28 protein-coding genes are annotated in these 24055 nt (G+C 31.3%); 5 read left to right on the plus strand and 23 right to left on the minus strand.

The window, feature by feature from the left end; translation table 11 throughout:
* Nucleotides 1-12 precede the first annotated feature (12 nt).
* On the minus strand, nt 13-876 hold the full coding sequence (locus tag ATE84_RS12085; RefSeq protein WP_101448201.1) for an alpha/beta fold hydrolase: 864 nt from the start codon (nt 874-876) through the stop codon (nt 13-15).
* 71 nt (nt 877-947) lie between these two features.
* Here ATE84_RS12085 and ATE84_RS12090 point away from each other — a divergent pair, with 71 nt between their 5' ends.
* Nucleotides 948-1562, plus strand: a complete 615-nt coding sequence (locus ATE84_RS12090) for a TetR/AcrR family transcriptional regulator (protein ID WP_101448202.1) — start codon at nt 948-950, stop codon at nt 1560-1562.
* Between the two features lie 721 nt (nt 1563-2283).
* Here ATE84_RS12090 and ATE84_RS12095 read toward each other — a convergent pair.
* From ATE84_RS12095 to ATE84_RS12140, 10 genes are all read right to left on the minus strand, one after another.
* Nucleotides 2284-2862 carry a hypothetical protein gene (locus tag ATE84_RS12095; RefSeq protein ID WP_101448203.1) on the minus strand — a complete coding sequence of 193 codons (579 nt, stop codon included), beginning with the start codon at nt 2860-2862 and terminating at the stop codon, nt 2284-2286.
* Between the two features lie 151 nt (nt 2863-3013).
* Nucleotides 3014-3619: a hypothetical protein gene (locus ATE84_RS12100; protein WP_101448204.1), complete on the minus strand. Its 606-nt coding sequence runs from the start codon at nt 3617-3619 to the stop codon at nt 3014-3016.
* A gap of 185 nt (nt 3620-3804) precedes the next feature.
* A complete protein-coding gene (locus tag ATE84_RS12105; protein WP_101448205.1) occupies nt 3805-4371 on the minus strand; it encodes a hypothetical protein in 567 nt (188 codons plus the stop codon).
* Between the two features lie 59 nt (nt 4372-4430).
* Nucleotides 4431-5612 (minus strand): integrase core domain-containing protein, encoded by a 1182-nt coding sequence (locus ATE84_RS12110; RefSeq protein WP_101448206.1) that lies wholly within the window; start codon nt 5610-5612, stop codon nt 4431-4433.
* A gap of 272 nt (nt 5613-5884) precedes the next feature.
* Nucleotides 5885-6256: a hypothetical protein gene (locus ATE84_RS12115; protein ID WP_101448207.1), complete on the minus strand. Its 372-nt coding sequence runs from the start codon at nt 6254-6256 to the stop codon at nt 5885-5887.
* Nucleotides 6257-6535 (minus strand): barstar family protein, encoded by a 279-nt coding sequence (locus ATE84_RS12120; protein ID WP_101448208.1) that lies wholly within the window; start codon nt 6533-6535, stop codon nt 6257-6259. It lies immediately after the preceding gene.
* Between the two features lie 166 nt (nt 6536-6701).
* Nucleotides 6702-7283 (minus strand): hypothetical protein, encoded by a 582-nt coding sequence (locus ATE84_RS12125; RefSeq protein WP_101448209.1) that lies wholly within the window; start codon nt 7281-7283, stop codon nt 6702-6704.
* Between the two features lie 2 nt (nt 7284-7285).
* Complete coding sequence (locus ATE84_RS12130; RefSeq protein ID WP_158237239.1) at nt 7286-7780, minus strand: RNA polymerase sigma factor; 495 nt, start codon at nt 7778-7780, stop codon at nt 7286-7288.
* On the minus strand, nt 7773-8648 hold the full coding sequence (locus tag ATE84_RS12135) for an alpha/beta fold hydrolase (protein WP_101448211.1): 876 nt from the start codon (nt 8646-8648) through the stop codon (nt 7773-7775). Before ATE84_RS12135 ends, ATE84_RS12130 begins: the two co-directional genes overlap by 8 nt.
* A 308-nt stretch (nt 8649-8956) precedes the next feature.
* Nucleotides 8957-9721, minus strand: a complete 765-nt coding sequence (locus tag ATE84_RS12140; RefSeq protein WP_143273616.1) for a hypothetical protein — start codon at nt 9719-9721, stop codon at nt 8957-8959.
* 235 nt (nt 9722-9956) lie between these two features.
* Between ATE84_RS12140 and ATE84_RS12145 the strand changes: the two genes are divergently transcribed.
* From ATE84_RS12145 to ATE84_RS12155, 3 genes are read left to right on the plus strand one after another with little or no spacing between them, the layout of a single operon-like run.
* Nucleotides 9957-10694: a DNA cytosine methyltransferase gene (locus ATE84_RS12145; RefSeq protein ID WP_101448213.1), complete on the plus strand. Its 738-nt coding sequence runs from the start codon at nt 9957-9959 to the stop codon at nt 10692-10694.
* Entirely contained in the window at nt 10684-11073 is a 390-nt protein-coding gene (locus ATE84_RS12150) for a DNA cytosine methyltransferase (protein WP_101448214.1), read from the plus strand. The genes ATE84_RS12145 and ATE84_RS12150 overlap by 11 nt, the downstream gene beginning before the upstream one ends.
* Before the next feature lie 2 nt (nt 11074-11075).
* Nucleotides 11076-12104 (plus strand): XcyI family restriction endonuclease, encoded by a 1029-nt coding sequence (locus ATE84_RS12155; RefSeq protein ID WP_101448215.1) that lies wholly within the window; start codon nt 11076-11078, stop codon nt 12102-12104.
* Between the two features lie 108 nt (nt 12105-12212).
* Here ATE84_RS12155 and ATE84_RS12160 read toward each other — a convergent pair whose 3' ends face one another.
* Nucleotides 12213-12587 carry a hypothetical protein gene (locus tag ATE84_RS12160; RefSeq protein ID WP_101448216.1) on the minus strand — a complete coding sequence of 125 codons (375 nt, stop codon included), beginning with the start codon at nt 12585-12587 and terminating at the stop codon, nt 12213-12215.
* A 705-nt stretch (nt 12588-13292) separates the two neighbouring features.
* Between ATE84_RS12160 and ATE84_RS12165 the strand changes: the two genes are divergently transcribed.
* On the plus strand, nt 13293-13991 hold the full coding sequence (locus ATE84_RS12165; RefSeq protein WP_101448217.1) for a hypothetical protein: 699 nt from the start codon (nt 13293-13295) through the stop codon (nt 13989-13991).
* A 227-nt stretch (nt 13992-14218) separates the two neighbouring features.
* On the opposite strand, the gene ATE84_RS12170 is transcribed toward ATE84_RS12165, so the two are convergent.
* The 11 genes from ATE84_RS12170 to ATE84_RS12220 all read right to left on the minus strand — a co-directional run bounded on the left by ATE84_RS12170 (nt 14219) and on the right by ATE84_RS12220 (nt 24014).
* A complete protein-coding gene (locus ATE84_RS12170; RefSeq protein ID WP_101448218.1) occupies nt 14219-15340 on the minus strand; it encodes an aminotransferase class I/II-fold pyridoxal phosphate-dependent enzyme in 1122 nt (373 codons plus the stop codon).
* A 4-nt stretch (nt 15341-15344) separates the two neighbouring features.
* Nucleotides 15345-16301: an NAD(P)-binding domain-containing protein gene (locus ATE84_RS12175; RefSeq protein ID WP_101448219.1), complete on the minus strand. Its 957-nt coding sequence runs from the start codon at nt 16299-16301 to the stop codon at nt 15345-15347.
* On the minus strand, nt 16285-17244 hold the full coding sequence (locus ATE84_RS12180; RefSeq protein ID WP_101448220.1) for a pyridoxal-phosphate dependent enzyme: 960 nt from the start codon (nt 17242-17244) through the stop codon (nt 16285-16287). The genes ATE84_RS12175 and ATE84_RS12180 overlap by 17 nt, the downstream gene beginning before the upstream one ends.
* Before the next feature lie 265 nt (nt 17245-17509).
* Entirely contained in the window at nt 17510-17947 is a 438-nt protein-coding gene (locus ATE84_RS12185; protein ID WP_101448221.1) for a hypothetical protein, read from the minus strand.
* A 158-nt stretch (nt 17948-18105) separates the two neighbouring features.
* Entirely contained in the window at nt 18106-18882 is a 777-nt protein-coding gene (gene speB, locus ATE84_RS12190; protein ID WP_101448222.1) for an agmatinase, read from the minus strand.
* A gap of 13 nt (nt 18883-18895) precedes the next feature.
* On the minus strand, nt 18896-19768 hold the full coding sequence (locus tag ATE84_RS12195; RefSeq protein WP_101448223.1) for a ketopantoate reductase C-terminal domain-containing protein: 873 nt from the start codon (nt 19766-19768) through the stop codon (nt 18896-18898).
* A 474-nt stretch (nt 19769-20242) separates the two neighbouring features.
* Nucleotides 20243-20848, minus strand: coding sequence for a hypothetical protein (locus ATE84_RS12200; protein WP_101448224.1), 606 nt, complete (start codon nt 20846-20848; stop codon nt 20243-20245).
* Entirely contained in the window at nt 20841-21335 is a 495-nt protein-coding gene (locus tag ATE84_RS12205) for an RNA polymerase sigma factor (protein WP_101448225.1), read from the minus strand. The genes ATE84_RS12200 and ATE84_RS12205 overlap by 8 nt, the downstream gene beginning before the upstream one ends.
* Nucleotides 21328-22167, minus strand: coding sequence for an alpha/beta fold hydrolase (locus tag ATE84_RS12210; protein ID WP_101448226.1), 840 nt, complete (start codon nt 22165-22167; stop codon nt 21328-21330). The genes ATE84_RS12205 and ATE84_RS12210 overlap by 8 nt, the downstream gene beginning before the upstream one ends.
* Before the next feature lie 187 nt (nt 22168-22354).
* Nucleotides 22355-22810: a nuclear transport factor 2 family protein gene (locus tag ATE84_RS12215; RefSeq protein WP_101448227.1), complete on the minus strand. Its 456-nt coding sequence runs from the start codon at nt 22808-22810 to the stop codon at nt 22355-22357.
* 97 nt (nt 22811-22907) lie between these two features.
* Complete coding sequence (locus ATE84_RS12220) at nt 22908-24014, minus strand: helix-turn-helix domain-containing protein (RefSeq protein WP_101448228.1); 1107 nt, start codon at nt 24012-24014, stop codon at nt 22908-22910.
* Between the last annotated feature and the right edge of the window lie 41 nt (nt 24015-24055).

Below are 24055 nucleotides of genomic sequence, written 5' to 3' on the forward strand. Positions count from 1 at the left end.
TTTCCTCTTTTTTTAATTGATCCATTTTTTTATTTTTTGCTGAATTAAAGAATAACTGTCTTTTGAAGGCATATGTTTTGAATTTTCTAAAAGATAAACTTCTTTCAGGTTAGAGAATAATTCTTTACTCCTTTTAGCTACCTTCTCTCCTGGGAAATACACATCGTTTTTAGCTGCTATTATATAAACAGGCGCTTTAAAGTTTCTGGTTGCTTTAGGCTTCAATAATTTTGGTATCCTTGTGTCTAGTTTTATCCCTTTCATTATTAAACTCAACATTCTAATTAAAAAATCATCTTCAATAGGAACAAAAGCACTTAAGAATGATTTTAGATGTTTCTCATTTTTGGTGATACGCCATCTGATTAATGGAAATGTAAGTTTCTTAGTAGATTCCCAAATACTTCCATTCACAATACCACTGGGTACTACTAAAATACATTTTTCAATGGATTGAGGGCTGTATGCGATTAACTTTTCAGCTATAAATGCTCCGTAAGATATTCCAACAATATTTGCTTTTTGTATGTTTAATTTTGTCAAAATTTCATTTGCCCAAAGCGCAAAAGAATCATCTTTAATGTTTATCACTTTTTCTTCACTCTTGGTCGCTTGCCCAATGGTTTCTACAACATAAAAGCAATAGTCATTTAAAATTCCTTTAATAGCCTCTAGTGTTATAGGCGCTCCAGCATTGTAACCATGGAATAGCACAATCTTTTTACCATTTTCATTTCCTGCTTTAACAACTCTTGTTCTCCCAAATTTCGAATTTATATCAATATTACTATAATCAATGTTTAAACTTTGTAGTTTGAAATCATACAGATTCATTAAATCTATTTTTGCTTGATTATTCTTGTATATTGTTGACATAATTATATTGATTTATACAAATATATTTAATTTTTTTATAATTAGTCCAATTGGACTAATTTTGTGAAATAATGAAAACGAAAGAAAAGATTAAACATATCGCTAGAGAGCTTTTTAATAAAAAAGGTTTTAAAAACGTGACTTTGAGAGAAGTGGCTAAAAAACTGGCTATTAGCTATGGTAATGTTACTTATCATTTTAAAACCAAAAATCATTTGATTTTAAATTTATATGAAGACATGCTTTCTGAGACTTCAGAAATTCTAAAATCATTCGATTACAATAACCTATTTGAAGGTATATTAGATGCACCGAAACTTACTTTTGAAATCTCCTTGAAGTACTTGTTTTTTTATGTTGATTTTGTTGAAATTAAAAGAAATTATGCCAATATTTCTTTGAAAGTAGAACAAGACAATACAGATAGGAAAAAAGGATATTTACATATTTTACAAAAGTTACAAACTCAAGGTATTATCCGAAAGGAGTTATCAGATAACGATTTAGATTATTTAATGGATTTAAGTGGTGCAATGCGGACTTTCTTTTTTATAAATCTTAATCCTGAAAATTTTTCGGATGCAGATTTAAAAGATCGATATGTTGTTTATGTAAATAATTTGATCTTTCCATATTTAACTTTGAAAGGTATAGAAAAGTATAAATCTTACCTGTTGTGCATTTAGAAATTAGTAGCATAAAAAAGCATCAATTCGAGTGGTTTTTCGAAATAGCCTCTCGACTACGCTCGAGATGATATGAATAAAAATTGTACTTCGGCAGACTCAGCAGAACTATCGAGAATAGCTTTTTTAACTCAAAATTCTCGTCATCCTGAGCGTGTCGAAGGGCTCGATACACTTCTTCCTTTGGTCGAAGCACTTGAATTGACGAATTTCGAATTAAAAAATCTCAAATGCACAACGGGTAAATCTTATATATAGTAACTTATTGTTCCATCATCAAATGGTCTTACAAAAAAGCAAAAACAAAACCCGTCCCAACAAGGGGATACCCCCTTGTCGATATGGTGGTATCCCTATCAAGATATGGTTCGAGCAGATATTTTAATGCTTCGTGGGGTGATGATGACCCTTCGAAGGGATACAGTGAGGGTTCGAGCAGATATCAGATGGTCTAAAGGGCTTGGCAGGATGGATAAAAGTGATCCCTTTTGGGGTTCGAAGCCATAAGAGGAACCTTTGAAGGACTTCAGTAACACTTTGAAGAGTGTTTTTAAGGGGTAGAAGCATCTAGATAACGCTTCGAGCTATGTTTCTGGATGATTTTTTATAGAGTTTGTTTATTGTAGTAGTTTCTTACTCGTATTGCTACTAGTGAGACGCTAGTGGTAGGGGATAACCTAACGACCTCTGGACTTACCATAGGACACATTGTTAGCTGTTGTTATTTTTTAAGGTTCAATATTCTATTATGCCTTAAATTATAATTTGATCCACTATTGTTGAATGGACTAAAAAAATAAACTGTCCCAAAATCTACTTTTTTAGAATCAGTTATAATATTGCCATCATTTAATAGTCCAATTCTAAATTTATACGATTGAAATTCATTAATTAATAATGCAGGCAATATATATCCTTTCCTATTTTGCTCAAAATATCCATTTTTTATTTTCCCTCTAATAGTATAAGTCTTTAAGACGCTATTGTTGATTTTAAGTTTAGCTTTAATCTTATTTTTATTCAATACTGATAGAGTTATAAAAAATAAAGGTTCAATTCCAGATTTCTTTCTAATTTTATAAACTAACTTACTTTCTTTATTTGTACAAAAAGAACCTAAAAAATAATCTGAATATGAAAGGTATTTATTTTCATCGATTTTATATGTACCATCTATTAAATTCAAATTTTCCCTAGTCAATTCAACTTTGTTTTCAATTATTTCATTTTTTTTTAATGTAGCACAAGAATAATTTAGAAGTACAATACACAAATAAGTAATAATTTTATAAAATTTCATGAATGACTTTTTAAGAGGATTCTGATTCTTTAGTTTCGTGTTTTAATAACAGCTAACGTGATTGTATATGGTTTTTTGCGTGTTTTAAGTAGTGAATTTCGTAAATAAGCTAAAAGCAGCAATTAATTTTATACGGTGTTGGCAGTAGTATTTATTTTCCATTTCTCATTTTACTGAAAAAATCAGACATCATTTTTCTACTTTTCTCACTTGTTTTCAAATTTACTATCACTCCATTTTCATCAGTCGTAAAATGCCCTTTGAAAGCGTCTGGCATTTGGTTATATTGATTATTAACTTGATTTAATGTTTTAACAAAACAAGAATATCCATATTTTTCCACAAGAAAAGGTAAAGCGTGTTTTCCTCTTAAAAGTTCATATTCTTGATAGTTGTAAGGTGTTGATTTTTGTCTTTTTGCTAAAGTCAAATTAAATTTTTGTAATATTTTTTCAATCTCTTTTTCCGTTGCAAATTGGGAAATTCCACGTAGAGCATAAAGTTTCATATCTAAATAACGTTCTTTTTTATATGCCAAATTAAAGAAATCATTCAGTTCATGAAAGTCGAAATCATACAAGAGTTTTAAAACTCTATTTCGCAATTCAATATGTTTGGTTTTTGTGTAGATTCTAATTAAATGAACAATATTACTTTCGTTTATTGTTTTTTTATTTAATGAAAATAATGCGTTTCTAAAGTCCGCATTTCTTTCGTTTATCTTTTCATTAGTCAATATTTCGGGAAAGTCTGTCATTATTGGGTTTTACTCGTATTACTGCCAACGCCAAATATATGAATCGGAGCAAGGCAAGAAAGCCTGAACTAATCAATCTATTTGCGCATTTTTATTTCTTGTTTAATTTATAAAAATTTAGCGCCACTGCAAAAGGAAATGACCTTTCAATCTGGCATTAAATTGTTCTTATTTTATATATGATGTTAGAATTTGTTTTTATACTCTTTAATTATTGAATCATCCCATACTTGAGCTTCTATATATTTATCATATTTTAAACTTTCCTTAGCTCGAGATTTTTCATCAGATGGCAGTCCATACTCATTAATTAGACTACTTATTTCACTCAATAAGAAAACTCGTCCATTACAATCCTTTCTATAGGTTTCAAGTTTGGACTCATCATAAAATTGATACGATACCATACTGTCAGGATAGGTAAAACTTAGATGGTTAGCTTTGAAGTCAGTTAATGGTATTTTTACAACACCAGGATTTATATACCAGGACTTTACCCATTCACATTCTCCCAATGTAAAGTAGAAAGGGTCATTTCTATTAGGTTCTCCGCCTCTTAAAATAAACTGTTTCCTAATTCTATTTTCTAACGAGAATCTTAAATCAAGATAGTTATCAGGTCTTTTACTATTCCATCCTTCCGAGATTTTATTCTGAATACTCTCAGCTTTTTCGTAACCACATTCAGTAATATTTAAGAATGGTCCATTGTCAAGTTCGTAATAATGAAATAGAAATTCAGGTACATTCATTCAGTTTGTTATTAATGTTCGTTAAGATACATAGTTTACACAAGTTAAAGATTAGGTGTTTACACTAAGTTAGTTTCTAATCTTGTTGCTTGTTGTTTCTTTCTTAGGTTTCTTTGATCAAAGAAACCTAAAAATACATTTCTATAATAAACTTTCCAAATACCATTGCCTAACTCTTGTATACCTACATATTTCCCTTTTAATGCGGCAGTTAAATATACCCAATAATAAGACTTCCATCTAATAGCTCCACTCTTGGTTACTTTAAGTACTTTAAGGTTGGTGTCGTAATCAAAATTAGATATTTTTTCGGGGAATGGTCTACAGGAAAAGTCGTGTATATCAGCAGGTGTTTTCATTTCTAAAGCTTCATGTGGTCTGATAGTATTATACTCTTTTACGAAGTGATTTAAGCGCCGTTGTTGTGCTTTTAAATCGTAAGCTGAAGGTTTAGCACAAGCGGCTTTTAAATCACGATGCATTCGTTCATGTCTTCCATTTTGTTCTGGATGAGCAGGATCAGAAAATACAGGTGTGATTCCTAGTTCAATAAACCAATAAGATAATTGTGTATAGCGTTGAATAGCTCTTACAGATCCAAAAGGGCTTCCATTGTCTGTGTGTATTTGTTTAGGGATTCCATATGTTCTAAAAACCTTTGTAAACTCAGCTTTGGCTGCTTTTAGCGTTTCTTTATAATGACCTTTAGCAGTGAATAGAAATCGACTTTTAGAGTCCGCAATGGTTAGTGGATGACAATAGATTTTATTACCCATTAAAAACTTTCCTTTATAATCAGCACTCCATACTTCATTACAGGATTTTGGATCAAAAATGGGGAATACAGGTTTTACTCTTCGCATTCGTTTTTGAGGAGATACCAAACCATTTTTTCGAAGAATATTATGCACAGTAACCACAGAAGGGATTTGTTGTTCAGTAAACTCTTTAAACAATAATATTCTGATTTTTTTAGCTCCCCAAAGCTTGTGCTTTTCTTTTAATTTGATAATACTTTTAACGATATTTTCAGAGGTTGCATTAGGATGTTTACCTGGTACTCTGGATTGTTCTTTTAAGCCTTCATAGCCTTGATTTTCGAATCGCTGAATCAATTTGTAGGCCGTTGGTCTGGAGATTCCAAAGCTTTTAGATAATTCTGTGATGGTATATTTTCCTGTTCGCCATTCACAGATAAATTCAATTTTCTGTTCCATAGTTGTTGTGGTTTTCCAAGGCATGATAATTTGATTTTCCTCTCAAATTATGCCTTAAAAAGTGTAAACTATGTCCCTTTAACTTTGTAAACGATGTGCCTTTAACGTACCTAATAAAGCCTAACGTTAAATATATGTGTCGTAGCTGCGCAAAATGTTACCAAGCCATCGACGTTCTCTACACAGATTTTATACCTTATTCATCTTTAAAATCATTGCGCCTTCATAAATATGCAAGAACCATTCGATTGATCACTCAGCTGCTATGATCGCATATATCGTGTTGTGCTTAGTTTTTATTTTGTTTCATACCAGTTTTTATATTCCAGATATTCATCAAATTCCTCATCATTCATTTTAAGGAGAATTTTTGAAAAATTCCGATAATCAACAACGTCCTTTGTTTTTAAGAAATCGGTTAATAGAAAATGAATATAAGGGTTTTCAATATCGTCCATTTTTAAAGTCGAATATCTTTTTCGCGATTTCAGGTACTGTTTCCAAAATCTTTTATAATCACTATATATTCTGTCCGTTACTTTTGAAATTATCTCATTTAATAATTCCATCGGAATTTGATTATCCGAAATTCTAAAGTAATACTCCTTAATTTTCGAGTAAAAATCTCGTTTCGGTTCAATTCTATTTTCAGTTTTCCAGAATAGCATTTATGTCAATTGTAATTCTATATTTTCGTGTTCTTTGATTATTTCAATTATTCGGTCAAAATATTTTAGTTCAGATTTACTTTTTTCACTTCGATGCCATTTTAAGATATATTTCTCATCAACATTGTGAACTCCAAATCCGCCATATAAAACATCATTAAATGCGTTGAGATTTCGTCCTATTTTCCAATTCAGTCCAAAGGTCATTTTCGATTCTATCTCTCGATAAAAACCTTTCATATTTGAAAATTTATTTCCGTTTATCTCGATTATTCGCATTTTTGTAAATGAATGCTAACGGTTTTGTGTATGATTTCGTTGCGTGTTTAAGCACCTAATTTAGCAAATACAAACCGAATAGAAAATCTGCAAGGATTTTCCGAGTACACACAGAACAAGCAATGAATTATAGGACACGGTGTTATATGCTGACCATCTTTTTATTTTATAAATCGTTTTCTAAATCAGCAATTAACTTTAATGTATTCCTTTTATTCTTGTCTATTCTCATCTTATTAATAACATATGCAACAGCAAACAGTATTATTGTTGCTAGATGAAAAAACAATCTATTTTCATCATTAATTACAAAATTGAAAATAGTCCCTTTTTCATATAAACCAAGTAAGGCAAAATTTATTGAAACTATCATAACAGACATATAAATTAATAAGTGTTTTGTTTTGAAATCTATTTTTTTATTCAGTTTTTTAATAAAATATTGATTATTAAAATCTGATTCATTTGTAATAGCACTATATTTAGTTCTGTACAGTAGCACTAGTTTCATAAATGCACCAGTAAATGCCAGAATATATGATATTATATAAAATTTACTTACTGAAAGTTCTGCTATAAAAATTAAACTAGCCAAAGTAAGAATCACTAACGCAATAATTAAAAAAGTGCGCATAAACTTTGCATTTCTTTCCATTTGATTTAATCGCATAATTAATTCGTTTACGTTGAGCGAATTTGATTTTTGTTCTTGCCACATTTCTTTCCATTTTAGAATTTGTTCTTCCATAATTATTGTATTTTTTTAGACAGTATTTTTTTTATTCTGTTAATTTTTACGCCAATATTAGAAATATTAATTCCTGTTATATTAGCTATCTCTTTATAGCTATTGTCTTCTAATAGTAAACTAATTATTATTCTGTCAATTTCTTTTAATGAGGAAATAGCTTCATATAATTTCTTAGCCTTATCTTCTTGAAAAGAGTCGTTTACTTGACTAATTTCGTTTTTAAGATTATCAGTTAATAGGTTAGTGTGCTTGCTTTTAGATTTGTTAATTTTATTAAGAGACATTAAAGCAGTATTAGTAGTAATTCTATATACCCAAGTATTAATAGAGCTTTCTTCTCTAAAATTGTCTAAATTCTTCCAAACCTTGATTAAGACTTCTTGAAATAAATCATCTGCATCAGATCTATTTCCCATAAAACCTAAGCACAGACGATAAATTTTATCTTTTAAATCGTTATAGGTTTGTTCAAAAAATTGTTCTTTATTATTCATTTCCAGAAATAAATAGATTAATCTGCTCAAATGTCCAATTTGGTTCATCCAACATAATAAAATGTTTTGCTTTTTCTGCAATTTTTATTTTACAATTTTTTACCTTAGAATACTGACTTTCAAAAGCGTTTTTTACCATATCTTGAGAAATTCCATAATCTTTCAATCCATACCAACTTCCAAGGACTAAAACATCTGTTTTAATAGTTGCAATAGTTTGAGTTAAATCTTTTGTCATCATTTCAAATGTTGCTTGAGCAATCGTTTCTCTGTCTGATTCTAAAGCCCATTTCGTTGCTAATTTTACATTTGTAGTATCAGTTATCATTGAATATAATTTTACCTCTTGTTGCTTTGCAAATAAACTGTCTGTAGTTTCTAGAATAGTTGATTTCATTTGGTTTGCTTGCGGTAAAATGTTTGTTTCATTAATGTTTGGGTTATATGCAGATGGTAAGAAAGGATATGAATCAACAATTATTAATTTTTGTAATAAATTAGGTTGAGAACTTGCAATTGAAAGTGATAAAAAGCCACTAAAACTATGTCCAATCAATATTGGTTTTTCATTTAGTTCATTTTTAATATATGAAATGATTTCTTTTTGAATAATTGGGTAGTATCCTTTTTCGAGTGAAATTGGTTTTTGACCTGCAAATCCTGCCAAGGTTAAAATATGGCACTCGTAATTTTTTTCTAGTGTATCTGTAGTTTGTTGCCAAACTTTTCCTGAAGATGCTAACCCAGGAATTAAAATTATTGGTTTTCCTTTTCCTATAATTTCAACATTGAAGGAATATTTTTCAGTTTGAGAATAAATAGTTGTTTGAAGAAAAAGAAAAACTAATAGAATTGCTAAATTTTTCATTGTAAATGTTTTTATGATTTACTCTTTAGATTAGCAATAAAGTTTTTATTACACTTTTTTTTGATTTTTATTATTAGTTTGGTTTTTCAGCTTGCACCTAACAAAGATATATAGTTACCTTTAGTAAGCCGATGGCGCGGATTTGCAATCCGTGCTATTAATACTTTAAAATAAATTTAAAACAATCTTATCTATAACTGGATTATTATAATGTACTTTAACAAAAAAACAGTCACATTATAAGTGGCTGTTTTGGTATTTCCTTATGTTTCACGGATTACAAATCCGCGCTGTCGGGATTACTATTGTTAATGGTTATTTTTCTTCTCTGTCAACATTTTAATTTCATTCATTGGAAAGATATCGTTTATCTTTTTCTTTTGATCGTGAAAGAAAATAAAATTTCTTGTTTTACCAATGTAATAATAACTGCTGTCACTAACTACATTTCTATCAGAAAGTTTAAGTGTTGTGCCTAAATATTTTTTATTTGTTTTTACGGATTTAAAGTCTTGATAAGCTGAACTAATTGTAAGCCCAAGCAAAATAATAAAAAGTTTTGCAAGATTCGTATAAATCATTTTGGGGTGTTCCTTGAATTTAATGAACCATTGTCTACGAGTTTCATAGATTATTGTCAATAATAAAATTAGACAGAGAATTGGGTAGAAATAATATAAATAGGTTGTGAATGGTAGTTTAGAAAGCCAAAACCAAAATGGAATTCCAATAACCCAAATTAATGTTAATATTAATAAATTAATTCCATTTACAGCGTAAGCTAATATTCGTTTAAGCAGATTTTTTTCTGTTAAAGTATCGTGAAGTCCTTTGGATATATTTTCAAGTTCATTGTTAGGTTGCATTAAAAACATCAATAAGTTTACAATAAAAATTATTGCAATGAAATACAAAAGGTCATTTAAAAATAGTGTCAGGATTTCAGAGAATTCTAAATAAGATGCGATATTAACACCAAATAATGAATAGTAAATTGTCAACTTAGTAGCACCAAGTAGAATTAAAAGTGTCCCCAAGTAAGGAACGTAAAATTTATAATCTTCTTTTGTCATGTGGATGTTGTTTAAAATATCCGCTAACGTCTCTTGTATGTTGTGTTTGCTTCCCGAAGGGAGCATATGCAATATACAAATTGTTAGTATTTCATTTTTTAAATCAGTTTTTAGATAGTATTTAGGCTTTTTTGAAAGAATTTAGTTTGTTTACTTTTCTGTTCAAAAGTTAGAACTCCTTAGATGTTAAATTTGCCAACAATCAACTATCTTTACATTTTACTAGATTAAATATATGTCAAAAAAAATAATTAGCTTGTTCTCAGGAGCTGGAGGATTTGATATTGGAATGGAAAAAGCGGGATTTGAGACAGCTGTTCTTGTTGAAAAGGACTCTTCTTGCTGTGAAACTTTACGATTTAATTTCCCTAACACACCTGTAATTGAAGGTGATATCTGTAAGATTTCTACTATGAATATGCTCAAAACTGCTGGTTTAAAACCTTTAGAACCAGCACTGGTTATAGGAGGTCCACCATGTCAATCTTTTAGCTTGGCTGGTAAACGATTAGGAATGAATGATGAGCGAGGTATGTTAGTTTTGGAATTCGTTAGAGTTGTTCGTGAAGCTCTTCCAACTGGTTTTATTATGGAAAATGTAAAAGGAATGAAAAACTGGGATGGAGGACGTGCGATTAATGCTATTATTGATGAATTAAAAGATCCTGTAGTTTATAAAGGTAAAGAATACTCATACAATGTTTCAGTCAAAGTATTGAATGCAGCAGACTATGGAGCACCACAATTTCGTGAAAGAGTAATTCTTGTAGGTAATAGAATTGATAAACAGTTTGAATTCCCAAAACCTACTCACGGTTTAAAAAATATTAATCTTTTAAATGGAAGTGATATTAAACCTTATTCAACGGTTATGGATGCAATAGGATCTTTACCAGAAGCTGATGAGCCTTCTGAAACCGCAAAGAGAATTTCAGAAACTATAAAAGAAAGAATTGTTAATCATGGATATTAAGAACCACCAAATGACTGCACACTCTCCAACTACCTTGGAGAAAATTAAACTTGTTCCTATTGGTAGTAAGTTAAGTGATATTAAACAAACTTTTGGGTCCACCTATCGAAGATTAAGACCTGACAGCCCATCTCCAACAGTCACTAGAAGTGGGTATAGAGATTTTATTCACCCTTTTAGAGACAGAATGTTTACAGTAAGAGAGTTAGCATGTTTACAGACGTTCCCTGTTACTTGGGAATTCAAAGGAACTAGATTAGATTCGTATAGTAGTAAACGTAAAACCAATATGACTCAATTTGGCCAGGTTGGAAATGCTGTTCCACCTGTATTAGCTGAAGCGGTGGGAATTGAAGTTATGAAACAATTTTTTGATTAGTTATGGCAAAAATTCCAAAGGAAATTGAAGAAGAGAGTTATCTTTTGAAATCAACATTCTTTTTTAGAAAGCTCAATGATTTAAATTATGTAGGAATAGATGGTAGAGTTAAAAAAGCGGCTGCAAAACTAAAAGATGACTTAAATTGGGAGGGGCGTTCAAATTTAGGAATAAGTGAGGAAGCTTGGAGTATATTAAAATCCAATGAAATTAATCCTTGTCGAATATTTGTCCATCCCACGTTTCTTAGAACATATCCAAGTTTATTAAAATATTATCGTTGTCTAGCAATGATACCTCAAAAAGGTCTGATGAAACTTGTTGGAATTGGAAGTTTAAAGGATATAGAAGAAAAAAGTAAGGATATTCCTGAAAGTAAAATTTCTTCAACTGTAAAAACTCTTAATGAATTCATCTCATCTGTATTGACAATAAATGGATGGTATAAAGAAGAATGTCTTAAGGCAATGGTTTATAGTACAGCTGGAACTACAATAGATGGTTCTTGGAGAAATAAGATTGGAGAAGAAGGCGAAAGAGTTGTAAAAGAGATTTTAGTTAAGGCTCTATTGAAAAACAATGAAGTATCTTACTTCATTATGAAAAATGATGATAAAATTGAGTTTAATGAATTCGAACAGTTAGATAAAATAGACGAACTTCGGTCAATTTTTCTTACTAACAGTTATTCAATTGTTTTTAGATCTGAGCCAGATGGAACAATTTTATCCCCTTCCGGAGAAGTAACTGGTGGAATTGAAGTTAAGGCAGGTATTGATCCAGCCGCAGCTTTAGAAAGACTTGGTGCAATGTTTAAATCATTCGATAATATTAAGCAAACCTATCCTAAAGCCCAAACAGTTTTGGTAGCTTCTTGCCTTACTAATGAAGTAGAAGCAAGAATTAGAGAATCTCAAGCTGTTAATTTTACTTTTATGCTTACTGATATTACGATGAATAAACGTTCTGTTGAAGCTAGATTCGTAAATAAAATTCGAGAAATGTGTGGTCTAATACATAAAAGACTTTAATCAAGGTCAATTTACTTTTCTAGAATGAATGCTAACAAAGATATATAGTTACCTCTAGTAATTATATACCCGTTTGTACTTGTTTATCAATTATTTGTATACGTTTGTTTATACTATAAATTCTTGTCTATGCTTTCTGATACCGCTATCGGTTAATCCAATCTCATAGGCTTCGGCATATACCTCATCACGAGCTTCTAATTCGTTCCAGGCATCATTTAATAAACTCATTTCGATTCTATCGAGATTAAAGACATCATTATACTTTGTGGTTTGATTTAATTGTTTCTTTTGATTTGGTTCTTGTAGCAATGCGTTAATAATCTTTTTTTTGATGCCTTTAATGATATGTTGATCTTCTATGTGATGTTCATTGAGATTATATTTCACTTCGAGATGCTCTAAGATTCCTACTATTATTTTGTCTTGTTCGATATTCTTATACTCAGAAATTTCTCTGATTTTACGATCTATTTTTTTCATTTTTTAAGCCCTTGTTTTTTCCGGATATAGCTAGAAAAATATACCGAAGGTATATTTTTAGGTACTAAACTACTATTCCCTTTTTAGATATCTTTACGGGAATCCACAGGATGCTATAAAAGTTTTGTTTTATGATGTTTTGTTGATAGATTTTTTAGAAAATTTATATGAAGAACATAGACTATTAGGGGCATATTTGCATAAGTTTTAGTATATCATAAAAGGCGCACTCAAAGCCTATTAATTATCTTGATGATAAAAAAATAACCGACGGGTTTGCATTAGAAAATGATTTCATACCATCGACAACCAATCACATACACGACCGACCCAGCCCTCATAGGATAGAATTGCGAGAAGATCTAGAGGAGCTTTTACAAGGAATTAAGAATGATAATTATGCCTGGGGAAAGAGATTATAGAAGGAAAAACTGAAAAAAATCACTTAATAAGATACCCAAAAAAGTAAGATATCGTAGTACTTCTTTTTAAGAAGAAAAATTGCTTGTTACTAATCTAAAAAAATAACCAGAAATTAGATAAAATAAATACTGTTTCACTGAAAACAGGGTAGTGCAAATAGGGAGTGGTTATTACTTTTGAATTAAATAATTGATAATACATAAGCGTCTAAGTACAGTAGGTATGACTTATTATGTTTTGTATTATTTACAATCACACAATTAATTCTTAAAACAACAAACCATGAAAAAAACACTTTTTAAAGTAATCACTATTTTAACTTTGGCAATCTTTATTAGTAGTTGCGAAACTGATGATGGTACTCTTGATGGTATCGAAGGAAAATCAAAAGATGTATCTGTAGAGGCCTCTACAGCAGATAAGCCTACTACAAAAGCAGTTAATAATTGCCATAATTGGAGTATTATAAGCTATGAAGGCCCTGTGTGGATAGACATCAAAAACCGAAAAGAATATCCTTATGTAAATACCATTATAAATGCTGAAGCAACTTGTGACGGACTATGGGTTGCCTCTGGAGGTTTTAAAATTATTGATAATACCAAAAACAAAAGAAAAGTACGAGTTAAAAGAGTCAATAAAAATAAAGGCTATCTTACTTTTTTCACTAGTGATGGTCGCTATTCTACACGTAGTTTTGATGCTTTCATTTATCCAGATACTCCAGTTCCATGCCCTGATAATAAACATGTAACTATGCTTAGTTATGCCTATACTGTTATGGCCAGGGACTACAATCCAAAGTATACATATAATTGGAAAGTTATTAGTCCTAGTAAAAGAATCATTTATGGTACCGGAAGAAGAATTAGACTTGCTTATGGGCGTTACACAGCTACTCTAAGTGTTTCTAAACCGGGTTGTACTACTAAGACAGCAACTGAAACCTTTTTTCTTGAAAGTGATGAACTTCCAGAATAAATTGTTAAGCTAATCATTGACTCTAGTTCATAATTGGGTTATAAATGATTTTCAATTCTCACCCCATCCTAAATCCCTACTAAAAGGGAAAGGCTTTTGCCCCCTTTCCTCTGGGATGGGATTTGAATATTACATAAAAAATCAGCACTATTTAAAACTAGAGTCAAATCATCATATGAAAATTTAGTATGTAATTTATCATACTAAAAATTATGACAGATAGATTGCTATGATAAATTAAACCGTTCTTTAAGAGCTTGTTTAACGCGTTCTAAACCTGCCAGTATATATTCTTTGCGTTCTCCAATCCCTATTCTGAAATGATGGTCCATCCCATAACAATCTCCTGCCAAAATAAATACGCTTTTTTCTGTACGTAACCATTCTGCCAGTTCGGTAGAATTAATATCTAAATTGTATTTTATAAATAACATTCCACCACTCTTAGGGGGGACATATTCAAATAAATCCCCATATTGATCCAACCATTGCTTTACTACTTTTAAGTTTTCATTAAGCATGGTTCTGTTTCGGGTTAGTATTTCTTTACGTTTTTCGGGTCTTAATGCGATCTCACCAATATAATGACTCATAATACCCGCAGTAATAGAGGTATAATCATGATATGCCCATGTATCTGCGATCAATGCTTCGGGGCCTATTAACCACCCTAAACGTAATCCGGGCAGGGCATAGGCTTTAGATAATCCACCGTTAACCATAACCTTGTCATACATCCCAATAAAACTCTCTATAATTTCTCCGTCTAATTCGGCTCCACGATATACTTCATCACAATATACCCAGGCGTCTACACTCCGTGCGATAGCTACAATTTCCTGCATTTCTTCAGAAGAGAGCGTGTATCCTGTTGGGTTATTAGGGTTACACAGTGCAATCATTTTTGTTTTTGAAGTGACCAGAGTTTTTAATTCTTCGATATCTGGTTTCCATTTGTTTTCTTCACGTAAATGAAAAGCCTTGGGGATACATCCCATCTCTTCGGCAATACCCCAGATCTGCATATAATTGGGTACCATCATAACCACTTCGTCTCCTTTTTCTAATAAAGTATGACAAGCAATAAAATTCGCTTCAGAAGAACCATTGGTTACCAATACATTCTCCTCATTAGCATCATTATACATCGCGCTAATTCTTTTACGCAATGGGATAGAACCATTAGTTTGTCCGTACCCTAAAACAGTATTGGTAAGTGTATCTATCTGGTCTTTTTCTAACAATTCATTAAGCGTGTAGGGATGAAAACCACTTTCTGTTAGATTATAATCTACTGTGTTTTCAAATAAGGATTGTACTCTTTCGAGCTCAAAAATTGGAATATTCATTCTATTATATTTTAGTATTCATGTATGTTTTATAAACAGCTTTTGCAATCATTATATCTTGTACTGCAACTCCTGTAAGGTCTACTATTGTTATTTGATCATCATGGGTACGTTGCAAGGCAGGATCTTGAATTGCATTACCAAGTTCTACGATTTTTTCTTCGGAAATTGAACCGTCTTTAACAGCCCGATATATTTCGCCTCTACTTTTACTTTGCGAAATACTATCTGCAATGACGATATCTGCTTTCTGAAGCACTTCACTGCCAAGTTCTTGCTTATCTGAAGTATCAGAGCCTACTGCTGTGATGTGCGCACCTGGCAGGATATCTTTTGCATCAAGCAGTGCTATTTCAGATGGAGTAGTAGTAACAATTAAGGTACTGTTTTTTGCTACTTCGGCAGGAGTTTTGGCAATATGAATATCAAAATTAGTACTCAATTCCGTTTTAAACTTCTCTGCATTTTTGGGTGTTCTTCCCCATACCCATACGGTTTTACAAGGATTGTTTTTCTGCAGGAATTGCAACTGGAGTTTAGCCTGAATCCCGGTACCTATAATACCAATAGCATGTATTTTTTTAGGAGCAAAATATGTAGCTGCCAGAGCACCTGCTGCTGCAGTACGAATATCGGTAAGATACCCTTCATCTAATAAAATAGCTACGGGCTGCCCTGTTTTTTGATTAAATAAGAGTATCATTCCCTGGCTGGAAGCTATCCCTAATTTTGAATTATTATAAAAACCAGAGGCAATTTTGATTACATAAAAATCATCATTCTTTATATATCCATATTTTATATGTACATCTCCAGGAGGGTCCTCAAACAATAACTCGCCTACAGGAGGAACTACCGTTTTTTTATTACTATAGTGTATAAAACCTTCTTTCATAGCTGCAACGACATCTAATGATTTTATACTTTCTTTAATATCTTTCAGATTAATAATAGTTGCCATATTTCCCCATTATTTGAGTTAACAATTGATTATCTATTTTTTTTCCTGTTATTACCAGAACTACATTTTTACCTTGATACGCTTTACTTTGTAATAATGCTGCGATAGGTAGTGCTGCTGTAGGTTCGATTTCTACTTTATGATATTTCATCATAAAAGCCACAGCTTTTTTAATATCCTCTTCTTCGATAATCTCAAAACCAGACAAGTGTTTTTTACAAATATCAAAGGTGATCGCATTATCTTCAATTCCGCCAGCAGATGCATCTGCAATAGTTGATAAAGTACTCGGAGAAACAATACTATTATGTTGTATTGATAAATACATTTCTGAAGCATTTTTGGGTTGACAGCCAATAACCGAAATACTATCATTAGTGCCAAAATAAGTGCCTATCCCAGATGCCAGTCCGCCACCACCAACAGGAGTTAAAATAGTATCCACTTCTGGTACTTGCTCTTCTATTTCAATGGCAATAGTGCCTTGACCTTTAATAATTTCAGAGTCATTATACGGGTGAATTAAAATACCATCAATCCCTTTTGCATATGTTGCCGCTTTTTCTTCGGTTTCTAAGCTGTTTTCACCATAAAAAATAACTCTGATCGCGTATTGTTCAAGCGCTTTTATTTTTGTTTCATTTGTTTTTTTTGGAAGAAATAATACTCCATTAAATCCAAATTTTCCTGAAGCATATCCAAATGCTGCGGCATGATTTCCTGTAGATGCTGCAACAAAAGTTTTGTCAAAAACACTTTTGTCTAAACTGCGCATTTTAGTAAGAACCCCTCGTATTTTAAACGACCCCGTGTATTGCAAAAATTCCATTTTAAGAAAGACATTCGCCCCGGATATTTTACTTAACTCTGGAGAATGCGCCATAGGAGTTCTATGCAAATCAGACTTGCTAATTTTGTATGCATCTATGATATCTCTTTTCATATTAATAATGTGTTAATTAATAACAGGTGCAATAAAAAAACCTCCGTACACCAAACCAACTTTTGTTGATTAAGGTATACGGAGGTTTTCCGTAAGAAATTCACTTGTTTTTCCGATGTTCTTCCTTAAGCTAAAAAACAAGAGTGTAACATACTGTTACTATATTTCTATATATACAAAGATAGAAAAAATAATAATTAAGTGTGTATAAATTAGAATTATAGCTTTAGAGTATCAGTTTTGTCGACTAAAATTTTGAAGCATATCATTTCTTCTGAATAAAATAAATATCTACATAATCAGTGACTTCACTACACGGATTATCCATCTCCTGAAGTCTCCAGTATTTTCGATTTCCTTTTACTTTAAAATTGAATTCTCCTTCTCTTATACAAGGTTCTCCGTTATTTATAAAACCTACCTGGGTCTCAATAATACCGTTAAAAATCAGGTGTTTTGCGGAGATTGGAGTAAGAGTACCTTTAATTTTTAAGAAATCACTACTTTCTTTACTATTTTGATGGCCTTCTATAGTATATGTATTGGCTTTTTCTGATTTTATGATTTTGGCAGTTCCAAAATAATCCCATGAAATCCATTGAACAGATAGGTAGTGATTGCCTACCAGAGTTTGATCCAAGTTGTTTTGCGAAAAAGAAAATAAAGGCAAGGATACTAAAAGAATTAAAACTATTTTTTTCATGTGTTCTCACATTAATAATTGATATACCTCTTGATTACTACAAACATCTTTGAATCAAAGATAGATATCATAGGTAACTTATAGTACCTTGTTTTCAGTGAAGTTTAAATACTCAGCCATTTTGGGTTATTTTGTAATTATTTTCTATGACATTATCTTTATAACATCTTTCCTAAAATTTCTTTCATCATTTTGGCTGCCAAAAATGCTGTCATATTCTGAAAATCTCTATTAGGATTATATTCTACAATATCTGCCCCAATAACTTCGCCTTTTATATTATGAATTAAATCGATTACTTGCCTTGAAGAAAGACCTCCAGGCTCATGATGTGAAACTCCGGGTGCATATGCTGGATCAAAACCATCCATATCCAATGAGATATATACAGGATTATCAAATTGAGATATCTTGGTTAAGTCCAGGTTCTTCATTTGATGAATTTCGACATTAAATTTTTCGGCCTGCTCTGCCTGATGGGTATTTAATGTTCTAATCCCAACCTGAACTAATCTGGCTGCGAATCTGTTTTCCATAATTCTTGCAAAAGGACAGGCGTGAGAGTACTTGTCGCCTTCAAAGTTATCATACAAATCAGAATGTGCATCGATATGTAAAATATCTAATTTCGGATATTTTTTATGATGTGCCTTAATAATAGGAAAGGTAATGGAGTGATCCCCTCCCAAAGTAAAAACTTTTGTCTCAGATGCTAAATGATTTGAAGTAATGGTTTCAATGTCAAAATAATCAGAAATATCAAAATCTCCTTTATCAGTTATTCGAGAATCTTCGATTGTGATTCCGTTTTCTGTAAAAAGATTAAGCGAACCACAGTGTAATGCTTCTCTAATTAATGGAGGAGCTAGTCCCGGGCCTTGCTGAAAAGAGGACTTTTTATCAAATTGTATTCCTTGTATGATAATTTTACTCATTTATTTTTAGGTATTAATTCTGATTTATTTGCCTGAGTAATTTACAAATAGTATCATTAATTGGCGTTGCAATTTTATTTTGTGAAGCTACCTTTTCGATCGCTCCATTTTTTGCGTTAACTTCTATGATATTTCCTGTTAACCGATCTGATAGCATCGAGCTTCCTTTTGTTTTCGAGTACGTAGCTATTTTATCTAGCATTTCAGATTCAAAATTACCTTCAATTATAGCTCCGTTTGATTTGGCGACTTCAATTCCTTCTCTTAGCAGGTCCTTATACAAATCTATTACTTCAGGGTTTTCAAAAACAGAACATGTTCTTCCGGTTAAGCATAGTATAGATCCTAGCGCAGAGCTTTCTATAAGTTTTTTCCAATTTTCGGTTTTGTAATCTTGTACTTCTATTATTTGCACGTCATTTTTGGTGAAAAGCGCTCTAAATCGTTTTGCTAACTTGCTTTTTTCGACTTTAAGTATCGGTTTTCTATATTGTAAGTAATAATTATCTTCAATGGGTTGAGTCGGGCAATCAATCATACATTCCAAAATATTTTCATCTGTCGTAAAAGGTGTAATAGGTGCTTTTAATTCTATACCATTTCTTATAACAACAACTTTGGTGTATACTCCAATTAATTGAACCAGTTGTTCTTTAGCTGTTTCAAAATGATATTCTTTTAAGCATATAAGTAACCAATCGAGTTCTTCTGATCTTTCTTTTTTAGAATCGATAGGTATTTCTATTTTTTTATTTTGAAATTGTATTTTGATTTTCGATTTAGGAGTTCTGGTATAATAAAATATTTCGTTTTCAGGATGTGCTACTAATGCCCGTGACATTACAGAACCTATTGCACCAAGACCGAGTATTCCAATTTTTCTCATCTCATGATTATCTTCTACAGTTACAGTTTTCTATCCAATTCTCTTTATAATAGTTAAAATCAATTGTCATATTTTCTGCAAGTTTTCTTTTGGAATGTGTTCCCATATGAATGATAACAATTAAATAGTGACACCAATGTAATTATAATTTTTAAGTAGTATGAGGAGAGTAGAAGTATTGTAAGCAAAAATTCTCTTTATTAACTGTCATTTCGAGCGTAGTTGAGAAACAAATTACATTTCAACTACACTCGATGTGATAGCGCATGAGTTTTAAATCTGTAGAGAACTTCTTTAAAAATATTGCGATGTTTGTTGGATTGATGATGACCAATTTTAAAAAATAAATAGATACCTATATTACTTTAAAAAGATGATGCATACTCTACATCATCTTTTCTAAAGATACTATTATTTAAAGATTGTTACAGTTTTGCCGTTATAGATTGAAATAAAAGTTAAACAAGGAAGATTTTACTCCTCATTTTCTTCAATGATTTTATTTTTTAACTCAATAATTTCTAAAAGGGTTCGTATTTCTTTTCGAATACTATTTCTAACAAACGTAATAAAGATGATAGCACCAATAACATAGGAAACGTCGATCATCACCATTTGCCATGTGGTGAAGTATAAGCTAAATTCTGGAGTGATCATATAAAAACCAATAGTGTATAATGCTATTATGGTTATCGTGACTGGCCCATGAATACGTTTCCTGAACTTATAAAATGCTATTGTATTATTAGTTGTTTTTAGCACATCGTCTATTACATCGATTCTTTTTGATTTTAAGACACTAATACACTCGATTATTATTCTTAGTAGTAATCCTCCTATCATTAACGCTACTCCAATTCTGCTTAATATTTCTTTTACCGGAGCTACATAGTAGAAAAAAGCAGATATTCCTATTAATGTAATTGATAGTATTATGATGTTTCCGTAGTGAAAACGAACATTTAAATTTTTCTTAGACGTAATAGAAGATAATGTTTCTTCTAATATTCCAGAATTGCTCTCGATATCTTTTTTTCCTTTTTGCCACTTACGTTGCAATTCGTCAAATTCATTACTCATGATCTAATATTTTTTTAAGTCGTTTCTTTATTCTGTGAATTTTTACCCTAACATTGGTGGGTTTAATACCTAAAACATGTGATATAGTTTCATAGTCCTGTCCTTCTAACACCATCATAATAATTAATCTATCCAGTTCTTCTAATTGACCTATGGCGATATACAATCCTTGTTCTTGTTCTGCATCTTGGTTTTGTGACTCATCAACCAGTACATGTTCTATTTTATCAAAGGATAATCTCTTTTTCTTTTTTTCTTTTCTTATGTATTGCAGGCATGTATTTACCGTGATTCTATACACCCAGGTTTTATGAGTTGATTGTCCTTTAAAGTTTTCGAGAGCATTCCAGATATTAATGAATACTTCTTGCGAAAGATCATTGGCCAAATCTATATCTCCTTTCATAAAACCGAGACACATTTGCTGTACCATAGGATAACACTGGCGATATACAGTTTCGAAAAGTTGTTGATTCTTTTTACTCATTTGCCAGGAAAGCGTTTACTGTTGTATAAAACCATTCGGGTTGATCAAACATTATAAAGTGTTTACTGTTTGAAGCCATCTTGATAGATTTGTTTGCTAAAGTAGTATATTGTTTTTCATAATTAGACTTTGCAACCTCTACAGAAGGAAATGATGCTCCCAGAATTAAAGTTTTTGCAGTCACTTTGTTTAAAACCTTTCTTAAATCCAGTTTTAATAAATCGGTATATCCATAAACATAGGTTTCGCGATCAGCTTCCATAATCCAATTGATCAAGATATCTACTTTATCTTTGTTATTGGTCATATTTTGAGCCATCATAGTGGCTGTTTGTTTAAACTGCGTATCTTCTGTTTGTAGCATTTGCTTGTTATATGGGCTATCGTATTGTATTTGACTTTCTGGTACCCCCGGCATCATTAATTCTCTCATACAAGGGATAGAATCTACAATAACTAATCTGGTAATTGTATCGGGTAATGCTGCAGCAAGGTCAATAGCCAGGTTTCCACCCATACTGTGCCCTATAATTGTTACATTAGTTAGATTTTTATCTTTGATATATACAATCAACTCTTCTTTAATGGTATCATACCATGGCATTGCAATAGGAGGGTTACCATTAAAACCAGCGTAGGAAATAAGATGAGCTTCACTTTTTGTAGTTAAATGTTCAACGGTATCGTTCCATATTGATCCGGGAGTGGTAAAACCTGGTAAAAATAATACAGGATCTCCTTGCCCAGTTATTTCAATTTTGATAGCTGATGTTTGACTAAATCCTAAGTTTATAATAATTAGGGCTAATAAGGTAATTCTAAATGTTTTCATGTCTTTATTTTTATTGTATTTCTATTTTGATTTTCCCCTTTGATGTAGAAAGTTGTGAATTGTTACACGTGGGGTAAAAAAAATAAAAACAAATAAAAAAGACTTGTCAGAACTTAGTCAATAGCTGGTTGATAATGTACAGAAGGTATTAAAGTTATTGAATAGAACTTATATATAAGAAGAAGGATTAATGTTGGGATGAATCGTTAAATTGCCAAAGGACATTTACAATTTTCCATGTGCCATTTATTTTTACAATATGCATATAATCAATCCACTCATCGGCAATAAGTTTTACAGAAGCGGTCTTATCAAAAACATCTAATATAATAACCTCTTTTTTTGGGTTTTTGGGAAACTTATCCCCATTACTGTTATAAAACTCCGATAGAATTACCATAAAATCTGTAAACGTTTCTCGAAGGTATTCTTTGTTTGTAGCTTTATTTTTCCAAAAGGTTCTTTTTACCATTCTAGGATGAGCAGCTCGCTGAAATTGTTTAGGGTTTACATTGTGTTGTGCTTCGAGGTAATCAAGAGCTACTTGTTTAATATCTAGAGAATCTTGTTTGGATTGCGCATTTGTTTGGTAGGCTAGTAAACTGATACAGCATACTAAAACAATTTTAAGTATATAATTCATGATGGAGATCTTTTATTTTCACTTCTAAAAATATAAGATATCTAATAATTTAATTTGAAAATTTTCTTAAATGTTAACGAGCAATAAGTATTATTTTTTATTGCTGAGAAGTAAAATATTCTTTTGGTGACGTTCCCATCAATTTTTTGAAAGATTTATTAAATGTGGTTTTAGAATTAAAACCTGCTTCCTGGGCCAGCCCAAAAAAGGTGAAATTTTTGGCTTTATCTGTTTTTGTTAATTCTACAAACTCTTTAATCCGGTGATAATTAATGTATTCAAAGAAATTCATGCCGATATTTTCATTCAATAGTCGAGCTATTTCTGGGCTACTTACTCCCAGCATGTCAGCAAGTTCTGCTTTTAATAATTTTCTATTGAGATACGGTTTTTTCTCTACCATTAACTGATCTAATTTGGTTTGTAAATGATCTAGATCTGATTTAGATAGTTTGGATTGGGTATATTTTTTTTGAATTCCGACAGGGATGATTTTAAATAAATCAGGAGAAATCATACCATAATAAGCGATAAAAAGAATAATTAAAGCAATACTTAGCCAAATCGTCTCTCTTGCTGTTCTTTCTATCATTTCGAATCCAAAAATACTAATGAAATACACAATAACCCAGCATAGTAAGCAAATACCAATTGCAATAAGAAAATTAAAGAAAAACTGTGTCTTTACAGTATAACTTAATTCATTACGCAACCCTTTCCTAAAAGAAAGAAATAACTGAAGACTCATTACCCAATACGTAATGTTGAATAGTAGACCAATACCAATAAAAATAGTTATGGTACGAAATAATTCTCCGCTTTTAACTCTTGATCCAATAACCTCGTCTGTGGGAAGCATAAAGATAAAAACAACAAAAATGATATAGAAAAACCCAGGGATGTAGTGTAATAGGTCCTGATACGAAAAACGTTTGTTTAATAAAGAAGATTTGGTAAATAAGTAAATTGTAGATCCAAATAGGAGTGTTGCAAACTCAGAAAATGCAATCAACCGAAAGTTTTTACCAAAAATATCTGATATATACAGTACCCGGCCCGATAAACCAATCATAAGAACCAGTACTAAAAAAGCGACATACCCATTAATGTTTTTTCTGTTCTTTGGCGAAAAAAGGTAAATACAGAGTAAAAACAGACTCTGGAAATAACCAAAATATACGAGTTGATTCAAAAGTGTTTGCATAGGAGTGTATTAAGCAGGTTATCAAATAACCTGCTTTTATT

Origin of the sequence: Aquimarina sp. MAR_2010_214, assembly GCF_002846555.1 — a bacterium.
Classification (GTDB): domain Bacteria; phylum Bacteroidota; class Bacteroidia; order Flavobacteriales; family Flavobacteriaceae; genus Aquimarina.

Bases quoted from the DNA above. Each gene is read 5' to 3' on its own strand.
- ATE84_RS12085 (WP_101448201.1), bottom strand. From the start codon at position 876: ATGTCAACAATATACAAGAATAATCAAGCAAAAATAGATTTAATGAAT.
- ATE84_RS12090 (WP_101448202.1), top strand. From the start codon at position 948: ATGAAAACGAAAGAAAAGATTAAACATATCGCTAGAGAGCTTTTTAAT.
- ATE84_RS12095 (WP_101448203.1), bottom strand. From the start codon at position 2,862: ATGAAATTTTATAAAATTATTACTTATTTGTGTATTGTACTTCTAAAT.
- ATE84_RS12100 (WP_101448204.1), bottom strand. From the start codon at position 3,619: ATGACAGACTTTCCCGAAATATTGACTAATGAAAAGATAAACGAAAGA.
- ATE84_RS12105 (WP_101448205.1), bottom strand. From the start codon at position 4,371: ATGAATGTACCTGAATTTCTATTTCATTATTACGAACTTGACAATGGA.
- ATE84_RS12110 (WP_101448206.1), bottom strand. From the start codon at position 5,612: ATGCCTTGGAAAACCACAACAACTATGGAACAGAAAATTGAATTTATC.
- ATE84_RS12115 (WP_101448207.1), bottom strand. From the start codon at position 6,256: ATGCTATTCTGGAAAACTGAAAATAGAATTGAACCGAAACGAGATTTT.
- ATE84_RS12120 (WP_101448208.1), bottom strand. From the start codon at position 6,535: ATGCGAATAATCGAGATAAACGGAAATAAATTTTCAAATATGAAAGGT.
- ATE84_RS12125 (WP_101448209.1), bottom strand. From the start codon at position 7,283: ATGGAAGAACAAATTCTAAAATGGAAAGAAATGTGGCAAGAACAAAAA.
- ATE84_RS12130 (WP_158237239.1), bottom strand. From the start codon at position 7,780: ATGAATAATAAAGAACAATTTTTTGAACAAACCTATAACGATTTAAAA.
- ATE84_RS12135 (WP_101448211.1), bottom strand. From the start codon at position 8,648: ATGAAAAATTTAGCAATTCTATTAGTTTTTCTTTTTCTTCAAACAACT.
- ATE84_RS12140 (WP_143273616.1), bottom strand. From the start codon at position 9,721: ATGACAAAAGAAGATTATAAATTTTACGTTCCTTACTTGGGGACACTT.
- ATE84_RS12145 (WP_101448213.1), top strand. From the start codon at position 9,957: ATGTCAAAAAAAATAATTAGCTTGTTCTCAGGAGCTGGAGGATTTGAT.
- ATE84_RS12150 (WP_101448214.1), top strand. From the start codon at position 10,684: ATGGATATTAAGAACCACCAAATGACTGCACACTCTCCAACTACCTTG.
- ATE84_RS12155 (WP_101448215.1), top strand. From the start codon at position 11,076: ATGGCAAAAATTCCAAAGGAAATTGAAGAAGAGAGTTATCTTTTGAAA.
- ATE84_RS12160 (WP_101448216.1), bottom strand. From the start codon at position 12,587: ATGAAAAAAATAGATCGTAAAATCAGAGAAATTTCTGAGTATAAGAAT.
- ATE84_RS12165 (WP_101448217.1), top strand. From the start codon at position 13,293: ATGAAAAAAACACTTTTTAAAGTAATCACTATTTTAACTTTGGCAATC.
- ATE84_RS12170 (WP_101448218.1), bottom strand. From the start codon at position 15,340: ATGAATATTCCAATTTTTGAGCTCGAAAGAGTACAATCCTTATTTGAA.
- ATE84_RS12175 (WP_101448219.1), bottom strand. From the start codon at position 16,301: ATGGCAACTATTATTAATCTGAAAGATATTAAAGAAAGTATAAAATCA.
- ATE84_RS12180 (WP_101448220.1), bottom strand. From the start codon at position 17,244: ATGAAAAGAGATATCATAGATGCATACAAAATTAGCAAGTCTGATTTG.
- ATE84_RS12185 (WP_101448221.1), bottom strand. From the start codon at position 17,947: ATGAAAAAAATAGTTTTAATTCTTTTAGTATCCTTGCCTTTATTTTCT.
- speB (WP_101448222.1), bottom strand. From the start codon at position 18,882: ATGAGTAAAATTATCATACAAGGAATACAATTTGATAAAAAGTCCTCT.
- ATE84_RS12195 (WP_101448223.1), bottom strand. From the start codon at position 19,768: ATGAGAAAAATTGGAATACTCGGTCTTGGTGCAATAGGTTCTGTAATG.
- ATE84_RS12200 (WP_101448224.1), bottom strand. From the start codon at position 20,848: ATGAGTAATGAATTTGACGAATTGCAACGTAAGTGGCAAAAAGGAAAA.
- ATE84_RS12205 (WP_101448225.1), bottom strand. From the start codon at position 21,335: ATGAGTAAAAAGAATCAACAACTTTTCGAAACTGTATATCGCCAGTGT.
- ATE84_RS12210 (WP_101448226.1), bottom strand. From the start codon at position 22,167: ATGAAAACATTTAGAATTACCTTATTAGCCCTAATTATTATAAACTTA.
- ATE84_RS12215 (WP_101448227.1), bottom strand. From the start codon at position 22,810: ATGAATTATATACTTAAAATTGTTTTAGTATGCTGTATCAGTTTACTA.
- ATE84_RS12220 (WP_101448228.1), bottom strand. From the start codon at position 24,014: ATGCAAACACTTTTGAATCAACTCGTATATTTTGGTTATTTCCAGAGT.